The 21062-nt window shown below is 41.5% G+C and carries 25 protein-coding genes; 16 read left to right on the forward strand and 9 right to left on the reverse strand.

Features of this window, described 5'->3' with window-relative positions; all coding sequences use genetic code 11:
- Positions 1-51 precede the first annotated feature (51 nt).
- The 13 genes from atpF (at position 52) to Phpb_RS27450 (ending at position 11475) form a co-directional block, all read left to right on the forward strand.
- Positions 52-522 carry a F0F1 ATP synthase subunit B gene (gene atpF / locus Phpb_RS01055; RefSeq protein WP_065388792.1) on the forward strand — a complete coding sequence of 157 codons (471 nt, stop codon included), beginning with the start codon at positions 52-54 and terminating at the stop codon, positions 520-522.
- 12 nt (positions 523-534) lie between these two features.
- The gene (atpH, locus tag Phpb_RS01060; RefSeq protein WP_046396704.1) at positions 535-1068 is read left to right on the forward strand and encodes a F0F1 ATP synthase subunit delta; all 534 of its coding nucleotides are present in this window, start codon (positions 535-537) and stop codon (positions 1066-1068) included.
- Between the two features lie 14 nt (positions 1069-1082).
- A complete protein-coding gene (gene atpA / locus Phpb_RS01065; RefSeq protein ID WP_036814820.1) occupies positions 1083-2624 on the forward strand; it encodes a F0F1 ATP synthase subunit alpha in 1542 nt (513 codons plus the stop codon).
- A gap of 58 nt (positions 2625-2682) precedes the next feature.
- Positions 2683-3546, forward strand: coding sequence for a F0F1 ATP synthase subunit gamma (gene atpG, locus Phpb_RS01070; RefSeq protein WP_065388793.1), 864 nt, complete (start codon positions 2683-2685; stop codon positions 3544-3546).
- A 34-nt stretch (positions 3547-3580) separates the two neighbouring features.
- Positions 3581-4963 carry a F0F1 ATP synthase subunit beta gene (gene atpD, locus Phpb_RS01075; protein WP_049585020.1) on the forward strand — a complete coding sequence of 461 codons (1383 nt, stop codon included), beginning with the start codon at positions 3581-3583 and terminating at the stop codon, positions 4961-4963.
- 21 nt (positions 4964-4984) lie between these two features.
- Positions 4985-5407: a F0F1 ATP synthase subunit epsilon gene (locus Phpb_RS01080; RefSeq protein ID WP_065388794.1), complete on the forward strand. Its 423-nt coding sequence runs from the start codon at positions 4985-4987 to the stop codon at positions 5405-5407.
- Between the two features lie 129 nt (positions 5408-5536).
- The gene (glmU, locus tag Phpb_RS01085) at positions 5537-6910 is read left to right on the forward strand and encodes a bifunctional UDP-N-acetylglucosamine diphosphorylase/glucosamine-1-phosphate N-acetyltransferase GlmU (protein WP_065388795.1); all 1374 of its coding nucleotides are present in this window, start codon (positions 5537-5539) and stop codon (positions 6908-6910) included.
- Positions 6911-7017: 107 nt separating this feature from the next.
- Positions 7018-8847, forward strand: a complete 1830-nt coding sequence (gene glmS / locus Phpb_RS01090; RefSeq protein ID WP_065388796.1) for a glutamine--fructose-6-phosphate transaminase (isomerizing) — start codon at positions 7018-7020, stop codon at positions 8845-8847.
- A 148-nt stretch (positions 8848-8995) separates the two neighbouring features.
- Positions 8996-9250, forward strand: a complete 255-nt coding sequence (locus tag Phpb_RS01095; protein WP_065388797.1) for a type B 50S ribosomal protein L31 — start codon at positions 8996-8998, stop codon at positions 9248-9250.
- 18 nt (positions 9251-9268) lie between these two features.
- On the forward strand, positions 9269-9409 hold the full coding sequence (gene ykgO / locus Phpb_RS23240) for a type B 50S ribosomal protein L36 (protein ID WP_075489358.1): 141 nt from the start codon (positions 9269-9271) through the stop codon (positions 9407-9409).
- Positions 9410-9807: 398 nt separating this feature from the next.
- The gene (locus tag Phpb_RS26220) at positions 9808-10767 is read left to right on the forward strand and encodes a pyocin knob domain-containing protein (RefSeq protein WP_065388798.1); all 960 of its coding nucleotides are present in this window, start codon (positions 9808-9810) and stop codon (positions 10765-10767) included.
- A 15-nt stretch (positions 10768-10782) separates the two neighbouring features.
- On the forward strand, positions 10783-11313 hold the full coding sequence (locus Phpb_RS01105) for a tail fiber assembly protein (protein ID WP_065388799.1): 531 nt from the start codon (positions 10783-10785) through the stop codon (positions 11311-11313).
- 78 nt (positions 11314-11391) lie between these two features.
- Positions 11392-11475: a tail fiber assembly protein gene (locus Phpb_RS27450; RefSeq protein WP_075489360.1), complete on the forward strand. Its 84-nt coding sequence runs from the start codon at positions 11392-11394 to the stop codon at positions 11473-11475.
- Positions 11476-11541: 66 nt separating this feature from the next.
- Here the strand turns inward: Phpb_RS27450 and Phpb_RS01110 are convergent, their stop codons facing one another.
- The 8 genes from Phpb_RS01110 to Phpb_RS25805 all read right to left on the reverse strand — a co-directional run bounded on the left by Phpb_RS01110 (position 11542) and on the right by Phpb_RS25805 (position 17015).
- Positions 11542-12138, reverse strand: a complete 597-nt coding sequence (locus tag Phpb_RS01110; RefSeq protein ID WP_065388800.1) for a tail fiber assembly protein — start codon at positions 12136-12138, stop codon at positions 11542-11544.
- A complete protein-coding gene (locus Phpb_RS01115) occupies positions 12138-13268 on the reverse strand; it encodes a phage tail protein (RefSeq protein WP_065388801.1) in 1131 nt (376 codons plus the stop codon). The genes Phpb_RS01110 and Phpb_RS01115 overlap by 1 nt, the downstream gene beginning before the upstream one ends.
- A complete protein-coding gene (locus Phpb_RS01120; protein WP_036783328.1) occupies positions 13265-13879 on the reverse strand; it encodes a phage tail protein I in 615 nt (204 codons plus the stop codon). Before Phpb_RS01120 ends, Phpb_RS01115 begins: the two co-directional genes overlap by 4 nt.
- Positions 13872-14870, reverse strand: a complete 999-nt coding sequence (locus Phpb_RS01125; protein ID WP_065388802.1) for a baseplate assembly protein — start codon at positions 14868-14870, stop codon at positions 13872-13874. The genes Phpb_RS01120 and Phpb_RS01125 overlap by 8 nt, the downstream gene beginning before the upstream one ends.
- A 4-nt stretch (positions 14871-14874) precedes the next feature.
- Positions 14875-15216, reverse strand: a complete 342-nt coding sequence (locus Phpb_RS01130; RefSeq protein ID WP_065388803.1) for a GPW/gp25 family protein — start codon at positions 15214-15216, stop codon at positions 14875-14877.
- Positions 15216-15992 (reverse strand): phage baseplate assembly protein V, encoded by a 777-nt coding sequence (locus Phpb_RS01135; protein WP_065388816.1) that lies wholly within the window; start codon positions 15990-15992, stop codon positions 15216-15218. Before Phpb_RS01135 ends, Phpb_RS01130 begins: the two co-directional genes overlap by 1 nt.
- 363 nt (positions 15993-16355) lie before the next feature.
- Positions 16356-16559, reverse strand: coding sequence for a tail protein X (locus tag Phpb_RS01140; RefSeq protein ID WP_011144439.1), 204 nt, complete (start codon positions 16557-16559; stop codon positions 16356-16358).
- 291 nt (positions 16560-16850) lie between these two features.
- Complete coding sequence (locus tag Phpb_RS25805) at positions 16851-17015, reverse strand: hypothetical protein (protein ID WP_165603259.1); 165 nt, start codon at positions 17013-17015, stop codon at positions 16851-16853.
- A gap of 395 nt (positions 17016-17410) precedes the next feature.
- On the opposite strand from Phpb_RS25805, the gene Phpb_RS01145 reads away from it, so the two are divergent.
- The gene (locus Phpb_RS01145; protein ID WP_065388804.1) at positions 17411-18025 is read left to right on the forward strand and encodes a phage repressor protein CI; all 615 of its coding nucleotides are present in this window, start codon (positions 17411-17413) and stop codon (positions 18023-18025) included.
- A gap of 290 nt (positions 18026-18315) precedes the next feature.
- On the opposite strand, the gene Phpb_RS01150 is transcribed toward Phpb_RS01145, so the two are convergent.
- Positions 18316-18888, reverse strand: a complete 573-nt coding sequence (locus Phpb_RS01150; RefSeq protein WP_065388805.1) for a recombinase family protein — start codon at positions 18886-18888, stop codon at positions 18316-18318.
- A gap of 97 nt (positions 18889-18985) precedes the next feature.
- On the opposite strand from Phpb_RS01150, the gene Phpb_RS23250 reads away from it, so the two are divergent.
- Together Phpb_RS23250 and Phpb_RS01160 are read left to right on the forward strand one after the other, a co-directional pair.
- Complete coding sequence (locus tag Phpb_RS23250; RefSeq protein WP_420848319.1) at positions 18986-20023, forward strand: phage tail protein; 1038 nt, start codon at positions 18986-18988, stop codon at positions 20021-20023.
- Complete coding sequence (locus Phpb_RS01160) at positions 20023-20658, forward strand: tail fiber assembly protein (RefSeq protein ID WP_065388806.1); 636 nt, start codon at positions 20023-20025, stop codon at positions 20656-20658. The genes Phpb_RS23250 and Phpb_RS01160 overlap by 1 nt, the downstream gene beginning before the upstream one ends.
- The last annotated feature ends 404 nt before the right edge of the window (positions 20659-21062 follow it).

Genomic DNA, 21062 nt, shown 5'->3' on the forward strand with positions numbered 1-21062 from the left:
AAATAATCTGAAACTACGTCAACTCATTAATTTTAAAAGAGGTATTGTGCTGTGAATCTTAATGCATCAATCCTCGGCCAGGCCATTGCGTTTGTCCTGTTTGTTATGTTTTGTATGAAGTTCGTATGGCCACCGATCATGGCGGCCATAGAAAAACGTCAAAAAGAAATTGCTGACGGTTTAGCTTCTGCGGAACGTGCCAAAAAGGACCTGGACTTAGCGCAAGCCAATGCGACCGACCAAATGAAGAAAGCGAAAGCGGAAGCTCAGGTCATCATTGAACAGGCTAATAAACAAAAAGCCCAGATCCTTGATGATGCAAAAGCGGAAGCTGAGCAGGAACGTAACAGAATCGTAACGCAAGCTCAGGCAGAAATTGATGCCGAACGTAAGCGTGCTCGGGAAGAGTTGCGTAAGCAGGTCGCTATGTTGGCTATCGCAGGTGCCGAGAAAATCATTGAACGTTCCGTGGATGAAGCTGCTAATAGCGACATCGTTGATAAACTGGTCGCTGAACTGTAAGGAGGGAGGGGCATGTCTGAATTTGCTACTGTAGCTCGCCCCTACGCCAAAGCAGCTTTTGACTTTGCTGTGGAAAAACAATCGCTTGAACAATGGCAGAATATGCTGGCGTTCACGGCTGAGGTGACTCGTAATGAGCAAGTTGGCGAGCTGCTTTCCGGTTCATTGGCATCGGAAACATTAGCTAATACCTTTATCGCAATTTGCGGTGAACAGGTTGATGAACATGCTCAGAATTTTATTCGTGTTATGGCAGAGAACGGTCGCTTACTGGCGTTACCGGAAGTTTTGCAGCAATTTATTCAATTGCGTGCATCACTTGAATCAACTGTTGATGTTGAAGTAATTTCTGCCGCCGAACTGAGAGAACAACAGCTAGCTAAAATTTCTGTAGCGATGGAAAAACGTCTGTCACGCAAAGTTAAGCTGAATTGCAAAATTGATAAGTCTGTTATTGCTGGTGTGGTTGTCCGCGCAGGTGATTTGGTGATCGATGGTAGTATTCGTGGCCGTTTAGATCGCTTAACAGACGTCTTGCAGTCTTAAGGGGACTGGAGCATATGCAACTGAATTCCACCGAAATCAGCGAACTGATCAAGCAGCGCATTGCTCAGTTCAATGTAGTGAGTGAAGCTCACAATGAAGGTACGATTGTATCCGTTAACGACGGTATCATTCGTATTCACGGTTTAGCCGAAGTTATGCAGGGTGAGATGATCGCACTGCCTGGCAATCGTTATGCAATCGCATTGAACTTGGAGCGTGACTCCGTAGGTGCGGTTGTGATGGGCCCGTATGCTGACTTAGCAGAAGGCATGAAAGTTAAATGTACTGGCCGTATTCTTGAAGTACCTGTTGGTCGTGGTCTGCTTGGTCGTGTAGTAAACACGCTGGGTGAGCCAATTGATGGTAAAGGACCTGTTGAGCATGATGGTTTCTCTGCTGTTGAAATGATTGCTCCAGGTGTTATCGACCGTCAATCTGTTGATCAGCCGGTACAAACTGGTTATAAATCCGTTGACGCAATGATCCCTATCGGTCGTGGTCAACGTGAACTGATTATCGGTGACCGTCAGACGGGTAAAACAGCACTGGCTATTGACGCAATCATTAACCAGCGTGACTCAGGCATAAAATGTGTCTATGTCGCAGTTGGTCAGAAAGCTTCTACTATTGCGAACGTTGTTCGTAAGTTAGAGGAGCATGGCGCTCTTGCCAATACTATTGTAGTTGTTGCGACTGCTTCAGAATCTGCGGCATTACAATACCTGGCGCCATATTCGGGTTGTGCAATGGGCGAATACTTCCGTGATCGCGGTGAAGATGCGCTGATTGTTTACGATGATTTGTCTAAGCAGGCTGTAGCTTATCGTCAAATTTCTCTGTTGCTCCGTCGTCCACCAGGACGTGAAGCATTCCCAGGCGACGTTTTCTATCTGCACTCTCGTTTGCTGGAACGTGCTGCACGTGTTAACGCTGAATATGTGGAAAAATTCACCAATGGTGAAGTGAAAGGTAAAACCGGTTCTCTGACGGCCTTGCCTATCATTGAAACCCAGGCAGGCGACGTATCAGCATTCGTACCAACAAACGTTATTTCAATTACTGATGGTCAGATTTTCTTGGAATCTAGTTTGTTCAATGCGGGTATTCGTCCAGCAGTTAACCCAGGGATTTCCGTATCCCGTGTGGGTGGTGCCGCTCAGACTAAAATCGTTAAGAAATTGTCTGGGGGCATTCGTACTGCTCTGGCTCAATATCGCGAACTGGCAGCATTTTCTCAGTTTGCTTCTGACCTTGATGATGCAACCCGTAAGCAGTTGGATCATGGTCAAAAAGTAACTGAATTGCTGAAACAGAAACAATATGCGCCAATGTCTGTTGCACAGCAGTCGTTGTCTCTGTTTTCTGCGGAACGTGGTTATCTGGAAGATATCGAAATTGCTAAGGTTATTGATTTCGAATCTGCGTTGCTTGCATATGCCAACCGTGAACATGCTGATCTGCTAAAAGAGATTGACCAGTCTGGTGGTTACAATGAAGAGATCGAAGCAAAGCTGAAAGCTCTGCTGGATTCCTTCAAGGCAACTCAGTCCTGGTAACACTATTCGGCCCGGTTTAATTAAACATGGGCCGTCTGGTTAATGAGGAGAATCAGGAATGGCCGGCGCAAAAGAGATACGTACCAAGATCGCCAGCGTGCAAAACACGCAAAAAATCACTAAAGTGATGGAGATGGTTGCTGCGTCCAAAATGCGTAAAACGCAGGATCGCATGGCGGCCAGCCGTCCTTATGCAGAAACCATACGCAACGTGATTGGTCACCTTGCGTTAGGTAATCTGGAATATAAACATCCATACCTTGAAGAGCGTGAAACCAAACGTGTTGGGTATCTGGTTGTTTCTACCGATCGTGGCTTGTGCGGTGGTTTGAACACTAATCTGTTCAAAAAACTGCTTTCAGAAATGAAAGACTGGTCTGATAAAGGTGTCCAGTGTGATCTGGCGCTTATCGGCTCTAAGGCTACCTCTTTCTTTGCTTCTGTTGGGGGCAACGTTGTTGCTCAGGTGACAGGCATGGGAGATAACCCTTCACTATCCGAATTGATCGGGCCAGTGAATATCATGCTGCGGGCATACGATGAAGGACGTCTGGATAAATTGTATGTGGTGACAAACAAATTTATCAATACAATGTCCCAGGAACCGACTGTTACTCAGTTATTGCCTCTGCCTGCCGGAGATGATGAGACACTGAAGAAGAAATCCTGGGATTATTTATACGAACCTGATCCTAAGGCGTTGCTAGATATACTGCTGCGTCGTTATGTAGAATCGCAGGTTTATCAGGGCGTCGTTGAAAACCTGGCTAGTGAACAGGCCGCACGAATGGTGGCGATGAAAGCCGCGACTGATAATGGTGGCAGCCTGATCAAAGAGTTGCAGTTGGTTTATAACAAAGCTCGTCAGGCCAGCATAACTCAGGAGCTGACCGAGATTGTCTCGGGTGCTTCCGCGGTTTAACAGCTAGGTTTATGAATTACGTAGAGGATTCAAGATGGCTACTGGAAAGATTATCCAGGTAATCGGCGCCGTGGTGGACGTCGAATTCCCTCAAGATACCGTACCAAAAGTATACGATGCTCTTGAGGTTCAAAACGGCGAAGCTAAGCTGGTGCTGGAAGTTCAGCAGCAGTTGGGCGGCGGCGTTGTTCGTTGTATTGCAATGGGTACTTCTGATGGCTTAAGTCGTGGTTTAAGTGTCACTGATTTAGGCCACCCAATTGAAGTTCCGGTTGGTAAAGCGACATTGGGTCGTATCATGAACGTATTGGGTGAACCAATCGACATGAAAGGCGATATCGGTGAAGAAGAGCGTTGGGCCATTCATCGTCCGGCTCCAAGCTATGAAGAGTTATCTAACTCTCAAGAACTACTGGAAACCGGTATTAAGGTAATGGACCTGATTTGCCCATTCGCTAAGGGGGGTAAAGTTGGTCTGTTTGGTGGTGCGGGTGTAGGTAAAACCGTAAACATGATGGAGTTGATCCGTAACATTGCGATTGAGCATTCGGGTTACTCCGTATTCGCCGGTGTAGGTGAACGTACCCGTGAAGGTAACGACTTCTACCACGAAATGACAGACTCTAACGTACTGGATAAAGTATCTCTGGTATATGGTCAGATGAACGAGCCGCCGGGAAACCGTCTGCGTGTTGCGTTGACTGGTTTGACGATGGCTGAGAAATTCCGTGATGAAGGCCGCGATGTTCTGTTATTTGTTGATAACATCTATCGTTATACCCTGGCAGGTACTGAAGTATCCGCATTGCTTGGTCGTATGCCATCTGCGGTAGGTTATCAGCCAACTCTGGCAGAAGAAATGGGTGTTCTGCAAGAACGTATTACTTCTACCAAAACCGGCTCTATCACTTCCGTACAGGCTGTTTACGTACCTGCGGATGACTTGACTGACCCATCTCCAGCGACGACTTTCGCCCATTTGGACGCAACCGTAGTACTGAGCCGTCAGATCGCTTCTTTGGGTATTTATCCTGCGGTTGATCCGCTGGATTCTACCAGTCGTCAGCTCGATCCACTGGTTGTTGGTCAGGAGCACTATAACGTTGCTCGTGGCGTTCAGTCTATCCTGCAACGTTATCAGGAACTGAAAGATATTATCGCTATCTTGGGTATGGATGAACTGTCAGAAGACGATAAGCTGGTAGTTGCGCGTGCTCGTAAGATCCAGCGCTTCCTGTCTCAGCCATTCTTCGTTGCAGAGGTCTTTACAGGTTCACCAGGTAAATTCGTTTCCTTGAAAGACACTATCCGTGGCTTTAAAGGTATCCTGAATGGTGACTATGACCACTTGCCAGAACAGGCGTTCTACATGGTTGGCACCATCGAAGAAGCTGTGGAAAAAGCGAAGAAACTTTAATACGGCTGACCGGAGGTTGACATGGCTGCGATGACTTACCATCTGAATGTTGTCAGTGCTGAGAACCAGATGTTTGAAGGTTTGGTACAGAAAATTCAGGTGACAGGTAGTGAAGGTGAGCTGGGTATTTACCCGGGACATGCGCCGCTACTGACTGCCATAAAACCTGGCATGGTACGTATTGTTAAGCAGTTCGGTGAAGAAGAGGTCATTTACCTTTCTGGTGGTATCCTTGAGGTACAACCGAGCGGCGTTATCGTACTGGCTGACACTGCGATCCGTGGTAAAGATTTGGATGAAGCTAAAGCGTTGGAATCTAAGCGTAAAGCTGAAGAACACATCCGTAATTCTCACGGTGATGTTGACTATGCTCAGGCATCTGCTGAATTGTCTAAAGCGATTGCAAAACTTCGTGTAATCGAACTGACAAAAAAAGCGATGTAATACAGGCGGTTAAATAAAAAAGCCAGTTGGTGAAAACTAACTGGCTTTTTTGTATTGCGAAATATGTAGTAATTTATCTCGCAAACAGGTTTACTTTTTTTATCTTAAATTGGAGCTATCAGGTTTCTTATGTCTAACAGTGCAAAAAGTGTTGTAATCCTTGCCGCAGGTAAAGGAACTCGCATGTACTCTGATCTCCCTAAAGTGTTGCACTTGCTGGCCGGTAAACCGATGGTTCAGCATGTAATTGATACTGCAATGGCATTGGGCGCTAAAAATGTTCACCTAGTTTATGGACATGGTGGTGACCTGATGAAACAAACCCTTTCTGATAAGACACTGAATTGGGTATTACAAGCAGAGCAATTAGGGACTGGCCATGCAATGCAGCAGGCAGCACCACATTTCGCTGATGATGAAGATATTTTAATATTGTATGGCGACGTACCGCTTATTGGTGCGGATACTCTTGAACGTTTACTGGCGGTTAAACCTGAGGGTGGTATAGGTTTATTAACAGCAATTTTGGATAATCCAACGGGTTATGGTCGTATTGTTCGTGAAAACGGGGAAGTAACGGGCATCATTGAGCAAAAAGACGCAACTGAAGATCAACGTAAAATCAATGAAATAAATACAGGAATTCTGGTTGCTAATGGTGGTGATTTAAAACGTTGGTTGTCCCAGTTAGATAACAACAATGTTCAGGGTGAATATTACCTGACCGATGTGATTGCGCTAGCTTATAAAGAAGGCAGAAAAATTGAAGCGGTGCACCCAACTCGCTTGAGTGAAATGGAAGGTGTAAATAACCGCCTTCAACTTTCTGTTCTTGAGCGTATTTATCAATCTGAGCAAGCGGAAAAATTATTACTAGCGGGTGTTATGTTGTTGGATCCTGCTCGTTTTGATTTACGTGGCACACTAATTCACGGCCGTGATGTGGTTATTGATACTAATGTCATTATTGAGGGTAATGTAACCCTTGGTAATAACGTACAGATTGGTACCGGTTGTGTATTAAAGAATTGCATCATTGGTGATGATTCTACTATTAGCCCTTATACAATTGTTGAAGATTCTGAAATGGAAATGGGTTGTACTGTTGGGCCTTTTGCTCGTCTGCGTCCCGGTTCTAAGCTCGCTGAAAAAGCCCATGTAGGGAATTTCGTTGAGATGAAGAAATCTTATCTGGGTAAAGGTTCTAAAGCTGGACATTTGACTTATCTTGGCGATGCAGACATTGGTCGTGATGTAAATATTGGTGCAGGTACTATTACCTGTAACTACGACGGCGCTAATAAATTCAAAACCATTATTGGTGACGATGTTTTTGTTGGTTCCGATACTCAGCTTGTTGCTCCAGTGACTGTGGCTAAAGGCGCTACGATCGGAGCAGGGACAACAGTGACAAAAAACATAGCTGAAAATGAACTAGTAGTAAGCAGAACTAAACAAACGCATATTCAGGGGTGGAAACGCCCTGTGAAGGAAAAAAAATAAAATAATAATCCCCACTCTACAGGCTCGGGGACCGGAAAAACCGGAAAACAATCAGGTTCTTGACATATAAAGGGCTTTCATCAGCCCTATTTTTAGGAATAAAACTGATGTGTGGAATTGTTGGTGCAATAGCACAACGAGATATTGCAGAAATCCTGATTGAAGGATTGCGTCGTTTGGAATACCGTGGTTACGACTCCGCCGGCTTGGCGGTTGTTGATAACGAAAAAAATATGTTCCGTCTGCGAGAAGTCGGCAAGGTACAAGTACTTGCTGATAAAGTTGATAAGCAGCCGGTCCTTGGTGGGACAGGTATTGCTCATACCCGTTGGGCTACGCATGGTGAACCAAACGAGAAAAATGCTCACCCGCATGTATCTGATTATATTGCCGTTGTTCACAACGGTATTATTGAAAACTATGAAGAGTTGCAAGTTCAATTAATTGAACTCGGTTATCAATTTATCTCGGATACTGATACAGAAGTTATTGCCCACCTTGTTCATTGGGAACAAAAACAGGGTGGTACTTTGTTAGAAGCTATTCAACGAGTTATTCCTCGGCTGCGAGGTGCTTATGGTGCAGTCATCATGGATAGCCGTGATCCTGGAACAATAATTGCTGCAAGATCGGGTAGTCCTTTGGTTATTGGTTTGGGCGTTGGAGAAAACTTTCTGGCGTCTGATCAGTTGGCGCTATTGCCTGTTACTCGTCGTTTTATCTTCCTTGAGGAAGGGGATATTGCTGAAGTAACTCGTCGTACTGTGCATATTTTTAATGCACAGGGCGAACCGGTTGAACGGGAACAGATTGAATCCAATGTCCAGTATGATGCTGGTGACAAAGGTGTCTACCGTCATTACATGCAAAAAGAGATCTATGAACAGCCAATGGCGATTAAAAGCACTCTGGAAAGACGCTTGAGTCATGGGCAGGTAGATCTATCTGAACTTGGTCCTAACGCAGCTAAATTATTAGCTCAAGTAGAGCATATTCAGATAGTTGCTTGTGGTACATCCTATAACGCAGGTATGGTTTCCCGTTATTGGTTTGAAGCATTGGCAGGTATTCCTTGTGATGTGGAAATTGCTTCTGAATTCCGTTACCGCAAATCAGCACGCCGTTCAGGAAGCTTACTGATCACCTTGTCTCAATCGGGTGAAACCGCAGATACATTAGCAGCGCTGCGTTTATCCAAAGAACTTGGATATCTCACATCATTGACTGTCTGTAACGTAGCGGGTTCTTCTTTAGTACGTGAGTCTGATTTTGCTCTGATGACCAAAGCCGGTGCAGAAATTGGTGTTGCTTCAACTAAGGCGTTTACAACTCAGCTGACAGTATTGCTGATGCTGGTGGCTTACCTTGGATGTTTGAAAGGTGTTGATGCAGAGCAGGAGCAAGAAATTGTCCATGCATTACATGCACTGCCAAGCCGTATCGAAAGCATGTTATCGAAAGATAAAATTATTGAAGCGCTGGCGGAAGATTTTTCTGATAAACACCACGCTTTGTTCCTTGGCCGTGGTGATCAATATCCGATTGCGGTTGAAGGCGCTCTAAAATTAAAAGAGATTTCTTATATCCATGCTGAGGCTTATGCTGCCGGTGAATTAAAACATGGCCCACTGGCACTGATTGATGCAGATATGCCGGTTATCATTGTAGCTCCTAACAATGAACTGCTAGAAAAACTGAAATCCAATATAGAAGAAGTCCGTGCTCGTGGTGGATTGCTATATGTGTTTGCTGATCAGGACGCAGGTTTTACCGATAGTGAAGGAATGAAGATTATTCCGTTGCCGCATGTTGAAGAGCTGATTGCACCAATATTTTATACTGTGCCTCTGCAACTGCTTTCCTATCATGTTGCTCTGATTAAAGGAACTGATGTTGATCAGCCTCGTAATTTGGCTAAATCAGTGACCGTAGAATAATCGTTTTATAATAAGAAGTTGAAATAAGCCTCTGTACATTAAAAATATAGAGGCTTTTTTTTGAACAGAGAAAATTTATCATTATTTTCTTGCTGATAAAAATAAATCACGCTATTGTAATGTTATATTATTACATTGTGGCGAAATTATGAAACCAGATATCCATCCAAACTACCGGGTAGTTGTATTTCACGATACCAGTGCTAATGCTTATTTCACAATTGGCTCCACTATTCGCACAGAACGGAAAATTACCTTGAATGGGGAAGAGTATCCATATGTCACTATTGATGTGTCATCGGAATCACATCCTTTTTATACGGGTAAGCAGAAAACTTTATCTCAGGAAGGCAGCACTGCGCGATTCCAGAAAAAATTCGGACGTTTTATTGGTAATAAATAAATTGAGAGATCATGAAAAATGCAGGTGTTAAGTTCACTTAAAACAGCAAAAGCTCGCCACCCGGATTGCAAAATCGTAAGTCGTCGGGGTCGATTATATGTTATTTGTAAATCTAATCCACGTTTCAAGGCAGTTCAGGGAAAGAAAAAGAAACGTTGATGCTCAATTGCTAATGGTAGAACTCGCAGCTTATAACTGTGGGTTTATTGTCCATATTTAATTTTACTTCTGATTATCTTGAAAATAACTGACTTAAACTTTATTTGGGGAAGGAGTTAGTGTAATTAAATCTAAGATAAATAAAATTTATATTTTATGCAAAATGAAACCTCATTAGTGCTTATTGTATAGTATAAAATTAAACCTTCAATTAGTTATTTTTACTACAAATTTACCCTCTAAAATAGTTCATAACTTACTCTTATCAACACATTTTTTCATAAACCACCGTTCTGGTCATTTATTAACACCCGAATATAGCCAATCTTCGCCATATATAGTCCCGCTTAATACCAATACGAAACTATGCTTTCGGAAATTTCACGGATAAGTGAGTTTTGAAAAATCTTGGTTTGATAGAAACGGTGAATTTGGCTCAGGGAGCAGTACCGAATAGCCGGAAAGTGAATGGCAAAGTTCTGACTGAAGATATCAATATTACGTCTCAGGATATTTTTCATGGGCAGGTAATATCTATACCCGACAAAACCGATTTGAATGACTATCAAACACCAGGTCTTTATTATCAGGGTTTGGATGTACAAGCGGGAACCGGTAATAACTATCCTGAACCACTGGCAGGTTCACTTGTCGTTTTACAAGCTGCTGGGATCATTCAGCGTTATTTTGTTTATAACAGCAGCCGAATATATACACGTTCTTTATACCCGAGGGATAGTCTAGGATGGACACCTTGGGCACGAGAATATAATACCCTGAATAAACCAACAGCAAGTGAGCTTGGTTTGACGGAAACCGTTACTAAAGCCGCAGACGCGTTGCAACGCAGCGGTGGCAATGTAACAGGCAACATAATTATTACTACTGACTCTATGCTGAGTTGGAGCAGACTCACCGACTTCGCCTCTATAGGTTTTAAAGACACCGCAGATGAAGATACAGACTCCTATATGTGGTTTAGAACAGGAGATAATGGTAACGAATATTTCAAATGGCAGCATGCCCTCTCTGGAGGGCCAACTAATGAATGGATGAGTCTTAAACCTGATAACCTCCGAATTAGAGGGCATCAGGTCTACCATGAAGGATATAGACCAACCGCTGCAATTATTGGCGCTTATACAAAATCAGAATCAGACACGCGTTATATTCAAGACATTCGCCTTGGTGCCAAAGAGCGCGTGCAAGTACGGAAAAGTTCTGGGGATACAGACGCAAGTGGGTATGCCATCACTGCTGTAATAAATGGAAATAGAGATGAGTTAGTTGACACCGTAAACCGCAGGCCAATACAGAAGAAGGTTAACGGCATGTGGATGAATATATCCAATATTTAGTAAGGCCATAAATATATGCAAAACATTAAAAATTTTTCCCAATATACACCTGACTCAAAACAAGCCAGAAAAATCATTGAAGATTTTAATGTCATTTATTTGAAATCAGAAGACGGTCAGGACTGGTATGAATGCCAGAAAAGCTTTAGCCCTGACACAATCAAAGTAATGTATGATTTTAATAATGTGATCCGTTCTATATCAGGAGATGTATCAGCTTTTAACCCTGATGGAATGAGTGTGGCTGAGGTAAGTAATTTACCTGATTCTTATGATATTTCTGGCAAATGGCAATATATAAACGGTGCTATTGTTTCGCGTGAGTACACAAAGGGCGAGTTAGTTGTTCAAGCGGAGAGACGTAAAGGAGAATTGCTAGTCCTTGCCAGCAATAATATTGCTCCCTTACAAGATGCCGTTGATTTAGATGAAGCAACTCTGGAAGAGATAGAACGGCTCAAAGCTTGGAAAAAATACCGAATGCAAGCAAACCGCATTGATCCCACCATAGCACCAGATATTGGGTGGCCCGCACAACCTGTGTAAATAATATAGGCCCGTAGTTCACAAACCTCGGGCCTTTTTTTATTCTGGTTTTTAGGGCAATCAATAAGTGCTTACCTAATGCGTCAGACCTTACTGGAATGGAGAAAATACCAAGTCATACTTAACCGGATTGATACTTCAAAAGCATCGGAAATCGACTAGTCAACATAACCTATCATAACTGAAAAAAGACCGGGAACAGAATAACACCCGGTCTTGATAATTGTATTATTCTGGTATTTGTGGCCACTCAATATTTGAAGCCATTGAAGTATCAACACGGCTCAGTAATACCACATACTTCTTCCAGGCAAGTAATAATGCTTTCTCTGTGTCTGAGGCCATCTCAGTCTCAATAGCATATTGTAATAAAGTCATGGCTTCATTAGCCTGTTGGCGAAGAGTGACACGTTGTTGTTCTGCCTGTTTAATCTGATTGGCTTTTTGAGCTTTAATGTCCGTTACCCATATTTCACCATTCCACTCATCAAAATCGGTGCTTGGTTGTTTGCACGTCAGTGTTTCTGGTAATTCGCCCGGTTTAATAATTTCCTTCTGTTCCCCAGTTTGGGTGTCGTAAGCTATTTTTCCTCGATAATCCGGTACCATTTGCCAGCCGGTTAAATCAGATGAACGGCAAGCGACATATCCCTCTTGGGTATCAGGCGGCGCGTCTGTGCAGGAGTTAGCAGGAAGACCGATACCAACGGGAAGATACTCATCAGAACTGTTTAAATATTCCAGCGTAATCGCATCGTAATTAAACACAACGATACTTCCGGTACTGATGGCAATATTATTTTTATCCAGTACAGCCTTATCCATTATGCCGCCCTTACAATGTAGTTAAACGCTACGTTACGTGGCCTTGATACCCCTATGTAAGTTGCGGTGATATTCTGAGTTTCTGTTGTTGCTGAGCGTCCAGAAGCTCTAGCTCTTAATTGAATATCTTTATTTTGGGGAATATCCCATTGTAATTTCGTACGCTCGTTGAGTGAGAAGTTAACAATATTATCATCTTTAGCAGCTTCCTGTACTAAATAAGACCCTTCTTGCCATACCAATAATGTACGATCCGGATCAACACCACGTTTGTCATCCCAACCGCGAATAAATTCACCGCGCAAATCGGGCAAATTACCACCAGGATAAGCCTTAGCTAATTCCGGAAATTTCGCTTTATCAAAGGCCGCACCATTGCATTGCAACCATCCATCCGGCAGTGTGGCCGTCGGCCAAGGAAGTGGCACTCCTATCGGAATTAGCTTTTCCAATAAACCAAGGTTTTTCACAAAAGCATTTTTATCTGGGATATCCGCGCCATTTTGGTTTTTTGCCAATTTACTATTAGCATTATCATAAGCTGCTTTTACCGCTTTGGGTGTTGCCGCTGTCGTTTCATCATTACTGTTAATGGCACTATTAAGTTTTGTAAAACCTTTCTCTGTCAACGTGGCGTCTGGGTGATTACGGCTTTTTTCATGTTTCTGAATAGAGCTATCTACATAATCACGAGTTGCCAGAACGACAGAGGGATCGATTTTCAGCGTTACCGAATCCGTATTGCTAACAATCAAGATCATTCTGATAGTTTGTGTTCTGCCCGAACCTTCCTGTAATTGTGGTTTATAGGTTTCCGGGCAGTTTGCTACTGCAATCAAGTTACCTTCACTGTCAAACAGACCAATTTCACGCATCCACCAACCACCCTCACTTTCAGGGATAATTTGTTCAGCAATAATTTGGTTGGTGTTTACCGGATCAACGCCTAATGTATTAATTGCAGCACGACGCTTTTCATTAACTAATTTTGTCTGATTGACGTCAGGATCTGGTAATTTACCGCCACCGTCACCAACAGCCATGTGAGTAATATCGACTTTTGTTCCCAAAGCAGCGGCGTTCGCCAGTTTCGCCGCTCCCAGGTTGGTTAAAATTGCAAAGTATTTCATGGTGAAACCCTCAATGTATCTGTCTCGATCAAATGAATTGCTGCCCCTAAAGGAGCATTGTCGCTAGTTGTGATGACGTCAGGGAGATATTGGTAAACAGTGAGGTCATCTCCACTATAACTCGTTGCAGCGCAATAAAATTCGCCTTTAACATCCAGATTGATTGACAAACCTATCAAATGACGACTTACAGGCTTGGCATCAGAAATTAGCCGTTCCAGCTCTAAAAAAGTTTCTTCGGTGATCCCATTTTCTTGTACCCCTATCGCCAACCGGAATGTGCCCGGCGTTTCGTTGTTCAGCCACCATTCCTTTATTTGAATGAGATAACCTAGCGGTTCTACCACACGACGGACGGCGCCAATGGTTCCCTTATGTTTGTGCAGAAACAGCGAGTTTTTTATCACGTCACGCTTAGTGCTTACCGACCACTTTTCGTCCCAGCGATCAACCGACCACGCCCACGCTAGATAGGGTAATAGCTCCTCAGGGCAAGTATCAGGATTCCAGAGTTGGCGAAGTGGTACTGGAATATTCTGCAATTGCGAACACGCCTTAGCAGCAGCCAACTCCAAAACCGTAGAACCTGTTGGTAACAGGCGGTCATTCATCAGAACCTCCCACTATCAAACCTGGATTTGGTTTGGAACAATCAGCAGTTTGTGTTTTCCCTATTTCCAGTTTTGCACCAGTACAATAAGGAGCTTGATCTTTACACAGAGTTATGTCCTTCGTCGGGGATCTCAGCTCTACCTGCTGTACTCCTGCGACATGCAGCGCAGCATAAATGGCGGATAACCGAATATCTCTCCCCAATTTATGTTGATCTAACACGTACTTATCCATATTTTGTTGAGCCAATTTACGGATAGGTTCAGATTCAGGTGTCGGATAGAGATAAAGCACAGCATCAATTTGATATTCCACTATGTTGGCTGACTGAACTTTTACCCGATCAGCAACTGGTCTGACGTTTTCATCATTAAGTGCCGCAATCACTTTATCCAGTAACTCTTGTGAAGCTACACCGTTATATTCTTTATCTTCTTCGTCTTCTTTATCTTTTTCCCATTTCCATTTCCGCGACAAAACAGTCACAGTCACATTGGCTGGAGATGGACTGATAACAGAAACATCGGCAACAGTTTGATATTCACCTTTGTATTCATTTCTATTAGCATGAATACTTTCATTAACCTTAAGAGCATGATATTCATACGCACCTATTGGCCCTGCAACACTTAACCCTTCGAAGGCTCTTTGGATGCGATCACGGAAGGTACTATCAGGCTCCATAACTGCCCGGGTAACGTTATAGTTCGCTCCTAGCTGGTCTAAATCGCGATTGGTTGCATAGGCCAACATTACTGCACGAGCAGCTTCATTAACCCGTTGGCGCAATATCAATTCCCGGTAAGCGTTTTCCTCAAGTAACTTAACCAGAGGTTCGGATTCCAATTCCAATGTTCGAGTAATAGCATCCCGTTGTTCTTCAGGATAAAGAGATATTAATTTGGCTTTACGTTCAGCCAACAGGCTTTCATAATCTAGCGGCTCGACTACATCAGGTGGCGGCAACTGGCTTAGATCAATGGTCGGCATTGTTTTACCTCACAGGGATTGATAGAGAAAACCCCCCAGGGGACAGCTGATAATGACCAGATATATCTACTGTCATTTTGCCGTCTTGTTGGGTATTTATGGTGATAGCTGTCAGATTAATTCGTGGTTCCCAGCGGCTAATAGCTGTATAGGTGGCTGCCATAATTTGCAGGCGTAGAGACGCATTCTGCGGCCAGTCAATTAATTCGGGTAGTAGAGAGCCATAAGTGCGCCGTTCCAAACGACTACCAACGGGGGTTAGTAAGATGTCGCTGACAGACTGACGTACATGATCCAGATCCGTCAGGCTACGACCGGTTTGCCGGTTCATTCCAAGGTACATCATTATACTGGACCTCCTGTTGTCGCACCGCCTGCCATGACGCCGGTGTGTTGGTGCGAATGTAGGGTTACGCCGTTAGAACTGAGTTTTCCGCCTGTATTTTCAACATCACCTTCCAGCTTAGTTTTTCCTTTTACAGTAAACTCTGGTGCTTGCAGTGTGATGCCTTTGGCTGCCCCAGCTTTTACCTCCAATGCATTCATCCCGACTTGTAGTGTTTTCATATCGATTTTGTTGACTGAAGTCAGTTCGATAGAGTTGATTGCTTCAAGTTTGATTGAATTGAGTGCTTTGAGTGAGATATTTGTTGCTTCAAGCGTTATGGAATCTGAAGCCTGCACTACAGCAGTCTTAATACCTGTTACCTTTAAGGCACTAAATGCTGGCTCATATTCCATTATTGCTCCATCAGGAAAGGCAATATGGACAGCTTCCGCAGAAGCAGGCAACGCTGATGGAAATTGATCAGCAAAAGCAGTATCAATAGTTTTTCCAGAAACAGCCAATGGCTCCGGAAATTGATTAGAATAAACAGCCGGCAATACAAAGGAGGTAGTCAATTCACCGCCAACAGATAACAGCAAAACTTGCTCACCACGGCTGGGAGCCCACCAAGTTCGGGAATTACCTGCTCGCATTGTTAACCAAGGCCGCCAGTCAGTTTCGAGATTGCCTGTTGCAATCCGGCACACTCCCCGGGTGGTATCTACCTCGGTAACAACACCAGTTCTGATCAGGTTACGCAATAAGCGCAAAAGTTCTGTTAGTTGTGTATCCATATTTGGAAAAATGCCATTTGGTGGTTGTGGATTTATGTATGAAAGAATGCCAGCAATGGCAGTTGCCAACATCAAAGAGGAATTGTAAGAAAGACAAAACAAGTTTCTTGAAAATAGAAAATGTAACAACATAAATTAAAAAGCCCTTCTCGCAACCGAGAAAGGCCCTTATGTAATCTGTGCTATTTTATTAAAGCTTGACTCAAATAGTTCAAAAAATTCAGATTTGTGTTGCTTGACTATATATTAAGTATAACGTTTCAGTTCAACTTTTTATTTATCTAGCCAGAAGAATAGATACGTTTAATCTCTGATATAGAGTGATAATTCTGTTTAAAAAACATCAAATTAGTATGGATATATTTAATCCCATAGTTGCAAAATAGGTTTCGTTGTAGCTGTCATAATTTCCGGCATCTCAACTTCTGTGCCATGTGGCAGGATTACACCGTATTCAGCCAAACCTGGGTTAACTAACAGTACCTGTTCTGTCATGCCTTGAGTCCGACCATAATGACGCCAGCATAAAGCATCAACAGTATCATTCTGCTGTGCAATTATTTTCATTAGGTATACCCTCTCTAATTTAGTCAATATTGTTAAGTTAAAGTGTTATGGTGCGCTGAATAGTGGGAGAGAACCAATGAAACAATATTGTTAAGGAAACAGTACAAATGAGGAGCAAGAAGCCACTTTTCAGTGGCTAATTTAATAATTGATCATATCTTGCAGAATTTACTGAATTTATAGGGAAAATCTATTTTTCAGCTCATTTTCCAATGCAATCATTATCAACTTAGAAACTTTAGATTATTTATCATACAGAATTTCCACATTTATATCATTTATCTGTCGTATTTATTCTTCAAGCGTTTCGTGGTGGTTAATAAGTTGTTTTGCAAGTGGTGTCGACAACTCAGCAATCCAAACTAAAGCAAGTTCTTTATCTTCAGCATGATTACACTCACAGCTCGTTGCCATTCTAGCTATAAAATTGATACGTTGCGCTATTACTGATTCCATAAGAAAGTCCACTGACAAACTTACCTCCGTATAACATAACTGTATATAAGAACAGTACACGTTGATTAGAAAAATTTAAAGTGGTTTTTTATCTTTTTTGAGAACTATATTTGATAGTGTTAATATATTAATTATTGTTTTTATTGAAATAATTAATGGTTAAAAAGGTTTCTTTCCGATCACAATCCATTGTAATTAATAAGTTTTTCTTATTTTATCGTTTGGAAGATTTTTTCTCTTTATCTAGATGACATAGTTTCACAAAGTATATAGATTGAAATTTAAATGCCCATGATGCAATATCCCTTATTGGGTCTAATAAGTTATTTAGGATCACTATAGCTCTTAATTAGAGAGCCTTGTGGAAACGGCAAATTCACTAAACTGTACTTTCAATGAAAAAAAACGTAACTGAGATAAAAATGGGTGCAGATAGTGGAGGAAAACAAGCTATCGAACGCCTTGTTAGTGCATATGGGTTTAAATCACGTCAAGCATTGAGCGACCATTTAGGTGTGTCTAAAAGTACAATGGCGAACCGTTATTTAAGGGACAGCTTTCCAGCAGACTGGGTTATCCAATGCAGCCTTGAAACCAATGCTTCATTGTTATGGCTAAGCACAGGACGGGGAGAAATGTTCCCCGATGGAGAAAAGAAAAAGGAATCTTTAAAAAACATTATTATTCCAACAATACAACGCGTTAAATTGATTGGTGGAAATCTGAACAATGACGAGCCAGTGATCTTAGATAATCAACTTATTGCTAAAGAAATAAAAAAACCTCTGATTGTAGATAACAATAACGCTTGGTATTTGCTAGATACAGAGGAACCTGATGTTCAGGATGGTTTATGGTTAATTGATATTGAAGGTATGCATAGCATTAAAAAAATCACAAAAATCCCAGTTAGTAAGATCCGGGTTTGTGATAACGACGTAACTTTTGATTGTGCAATTAATGAAATCAACTTTATTGGTCGCGTTTACCTAGTGGTTTCCAGGTACTGACATACTTTTCAAGTGTAAGTAAATTAATTTACTTAGACATGTAAATCCTACTCTGATGGCAATTCGTTACCCAAAAACTTCCAGATGCAGTGGATTTCATACACAATAAGTTCTCTTGCCAGTAATAGCTAATTGTTAACTTATTCCGTTGTTCCTTTATAATATGTATAGTGCGGCGGAAGTTTTTTTGCATAGATAAAAAAACTTGATATATTTTGCATAAATTAAGAACCAATTACTTGGGTATTACGAATACAAAATTAAACGTTTAACTAGCCGCACTACAAATACTAATTTGATCGACAATTTTCTTTATTTACTGGAAAATATTTATATATTGTAGATAACGATGTGTTGTAAATTAATGATAACTGTTTCCGTGTGTGGCCTTTTGCTAACAATCTTACTGCTTGTTGTTGTTCAACGAATGAAAGTGACACTGGCCTGCCACCAACTCTCCCTTGGGCACGAGCAGCTATTAATCCTGCATTTGTTCTTTCAACGATTAATTCCCGTTCCATCTCAGCCAGTGCACTCATAACATGAAAGAAAAATCTCCCCATAGAAGTGCTGGTATCAATGCTATCAGTCAAGCTTTGAAAATGAACACCGCGTTCACTTAAATCAGAAATTAAAGTTACCATATTTTTTACACTACGCCCCAATCGATCCAGTTTCCAAACAACTAGAGTGTCACCTTTTTTAAGTTGTTTTAAGGCTCGTTTTAAACCTGGTCTGTTGGATGTTTTTCCGCTAATTTTATCCTCAAAAATTTGCTCACAATTTATACTTGTCAATGCGTTTCGTTGTAAATCACTGTTTTGGTCATTTGTTGACACCCGAACATAGCCAATCTTTGCCATATGTAACCCTGCCTAATACCAATATGAGACTATTATTATCGAAATTATCACGGATTGGCGAATTTTTAAAAACCTTGGTTTGATAGAAACGGTGAATTTGGCGAAAAATGCTCTTCCTAAAGACTCAACTGAATCACTCATATCAGGCAATCACAATATTAAAACAGGTGGAAATTATTCCAATTTGTCACTAACAAAGAGCGATGGTCGATATGTCTTCGTAGAAACCACTTCTCATGAAGCAGATTCTTTTTGTGCAATAGGATATCGTGAGACTGACTCCTCAAATATAAATGTTGTTCAACTCCCTCGAAAGAACGGCTATGTTGCAATAGCGAATGAGCATTATTCTAAATCAGAGTCTGACAGTCGATTTATTCAGTTAAACACGGATACAAAAACATCAGGTTATATATTAACTCAAACCGCAAACTATTATGATGATCCTAATTCACGTCATTTGGGTCGTTCGGGATTTTTAAGACCTAATGGAATTGATAATCTAGGGGCATTAGCAATTCATATAGCTCACCCTGGCGTTGATAGCTCACAACACGCTCGTGGACTTTCTTTCGAGTATGGGGGTTATTCAGAAGCATTTAGCATTTCTACTTACGCTTTCGATGAAAGTGGTAATTTCAGGGGGAAACGTAAAATATTAACAGAGGACGATATTCTTGTTGGTATTCCTCTGCCGTGGTCTAAGTCAACTGCACCAGCAGGTTATCTTATTTGTAGTGGTCAGCAGTTTGACAAATCTATATACCCTAAATTAGGGGAAGCATATCCCTCTGGTACACTCCCTGATCTACGTGGTGAATTTATTCGAGGTTGGGATAATGGGAGAAGTATTGATTCTGGGCGGGAGATATTATCTCATCAGAATTCAACAAAGTTACCTAATCTTTACACCCATGCAGCCTCTGAAAATATAGGACTACTGGTATCTCCTCCTATTAATCGTTTTTCAAGTAATTATCCATCAGAAATTATGGCTAGTGATTTTGAGGAAATAGAACTCGGGAGCGGACAATATTTTTCGACTCCATTAAATCCTTATGGTTCAGTTTCGTTATCTACATTTAGAGTACGTCCCCGTAATATCGCATTTAACTACATAGTGAGAGCAGCGTAATGACAACACAGAAACAAAAATATTCCCTAGAACCAGAAACCGCAATATTAGGAAATAATGGATTAGCAACCAAGGCTGGCTGGTTGATAATCTACCATGCAGAACCTTATTCCAGAGAATTTATTGGCGCTAGACCAGAATATCTAATGGAAGGAGTGGGACTTCCTGCCAATTCCTATCCAAATGCACCAGAACTTCCAGATTCTGATGATATGGCTATTTGCCGCAGTGAAGATAAAAGTTGTTGGCAAATAGTACCTGATCACCGAGGAAAAATAGTTTATAACACGCAAACCCTAGCACAATATGAAATTACTTCGTTAGGTGAACCACCAGAATCTCTGACATTCAAACAACCTGCCACTGATTTTGATAAATGGGATGGTAAACAGTGGGTAACTGACAAATATGCTATAAAGGATAGTCAGATTAAACAGGCAGAGCAGAAGCGGGTAGCACTATTACGACAAGCGAATGAAATAGTTACATTATTACAACATGCTGTGGATATTAATTTGGCCTCAGAAAAAGAAAAGTTATTGTTGTTAGATTGGAAAAAGTATTTAGTATTACTGAGTCGTATTGATATTTCATCAGCGCCAGATAATATTAATTGGCCTGAAAAACCAGAATAAATAATAACGGCCTGTTTTTCAGGCCGTAGATTTAAGACTTATAAACTAATTTGTAAGTATTTATCGTTTCTAAAACCATTTTTATATAAAACTCATTAACAGATCTTTCAGAGAGCGCGTTTAATTCTTAAAAAGAAAAACTAGCAATTAATTTCATAATCTTATGTATTTATACTTCATTGTTTTTTCTTGTAATTTAACCAGTAACATTCAATGTTTTCTGGTAGCCCATAAAAATCACTGTCAATAAAAAACTACAAGCCAGTATTTGTCCGCAAGAAAATATGATGATTTTACAATCAGTGGTAATACTTAAAGTATAGAGTAGACATAAATTAAAGATCATATAAATAGCCAACTAAATTGGGTTGGCTATTTATAGAGAGTAATATTGAATTTTAATT

This window comes from Photorhabdus namnaonensis, assembly GCF_001684335.1.
In the GTDB taxonomy this organism is placed as follows: Bacteria; Pseudomonadota; Gammaproteobacteria; order Enterobacterales; family Enterobacteriaceae; genus Photorhabdus; species Photorhabdus namnaonensis.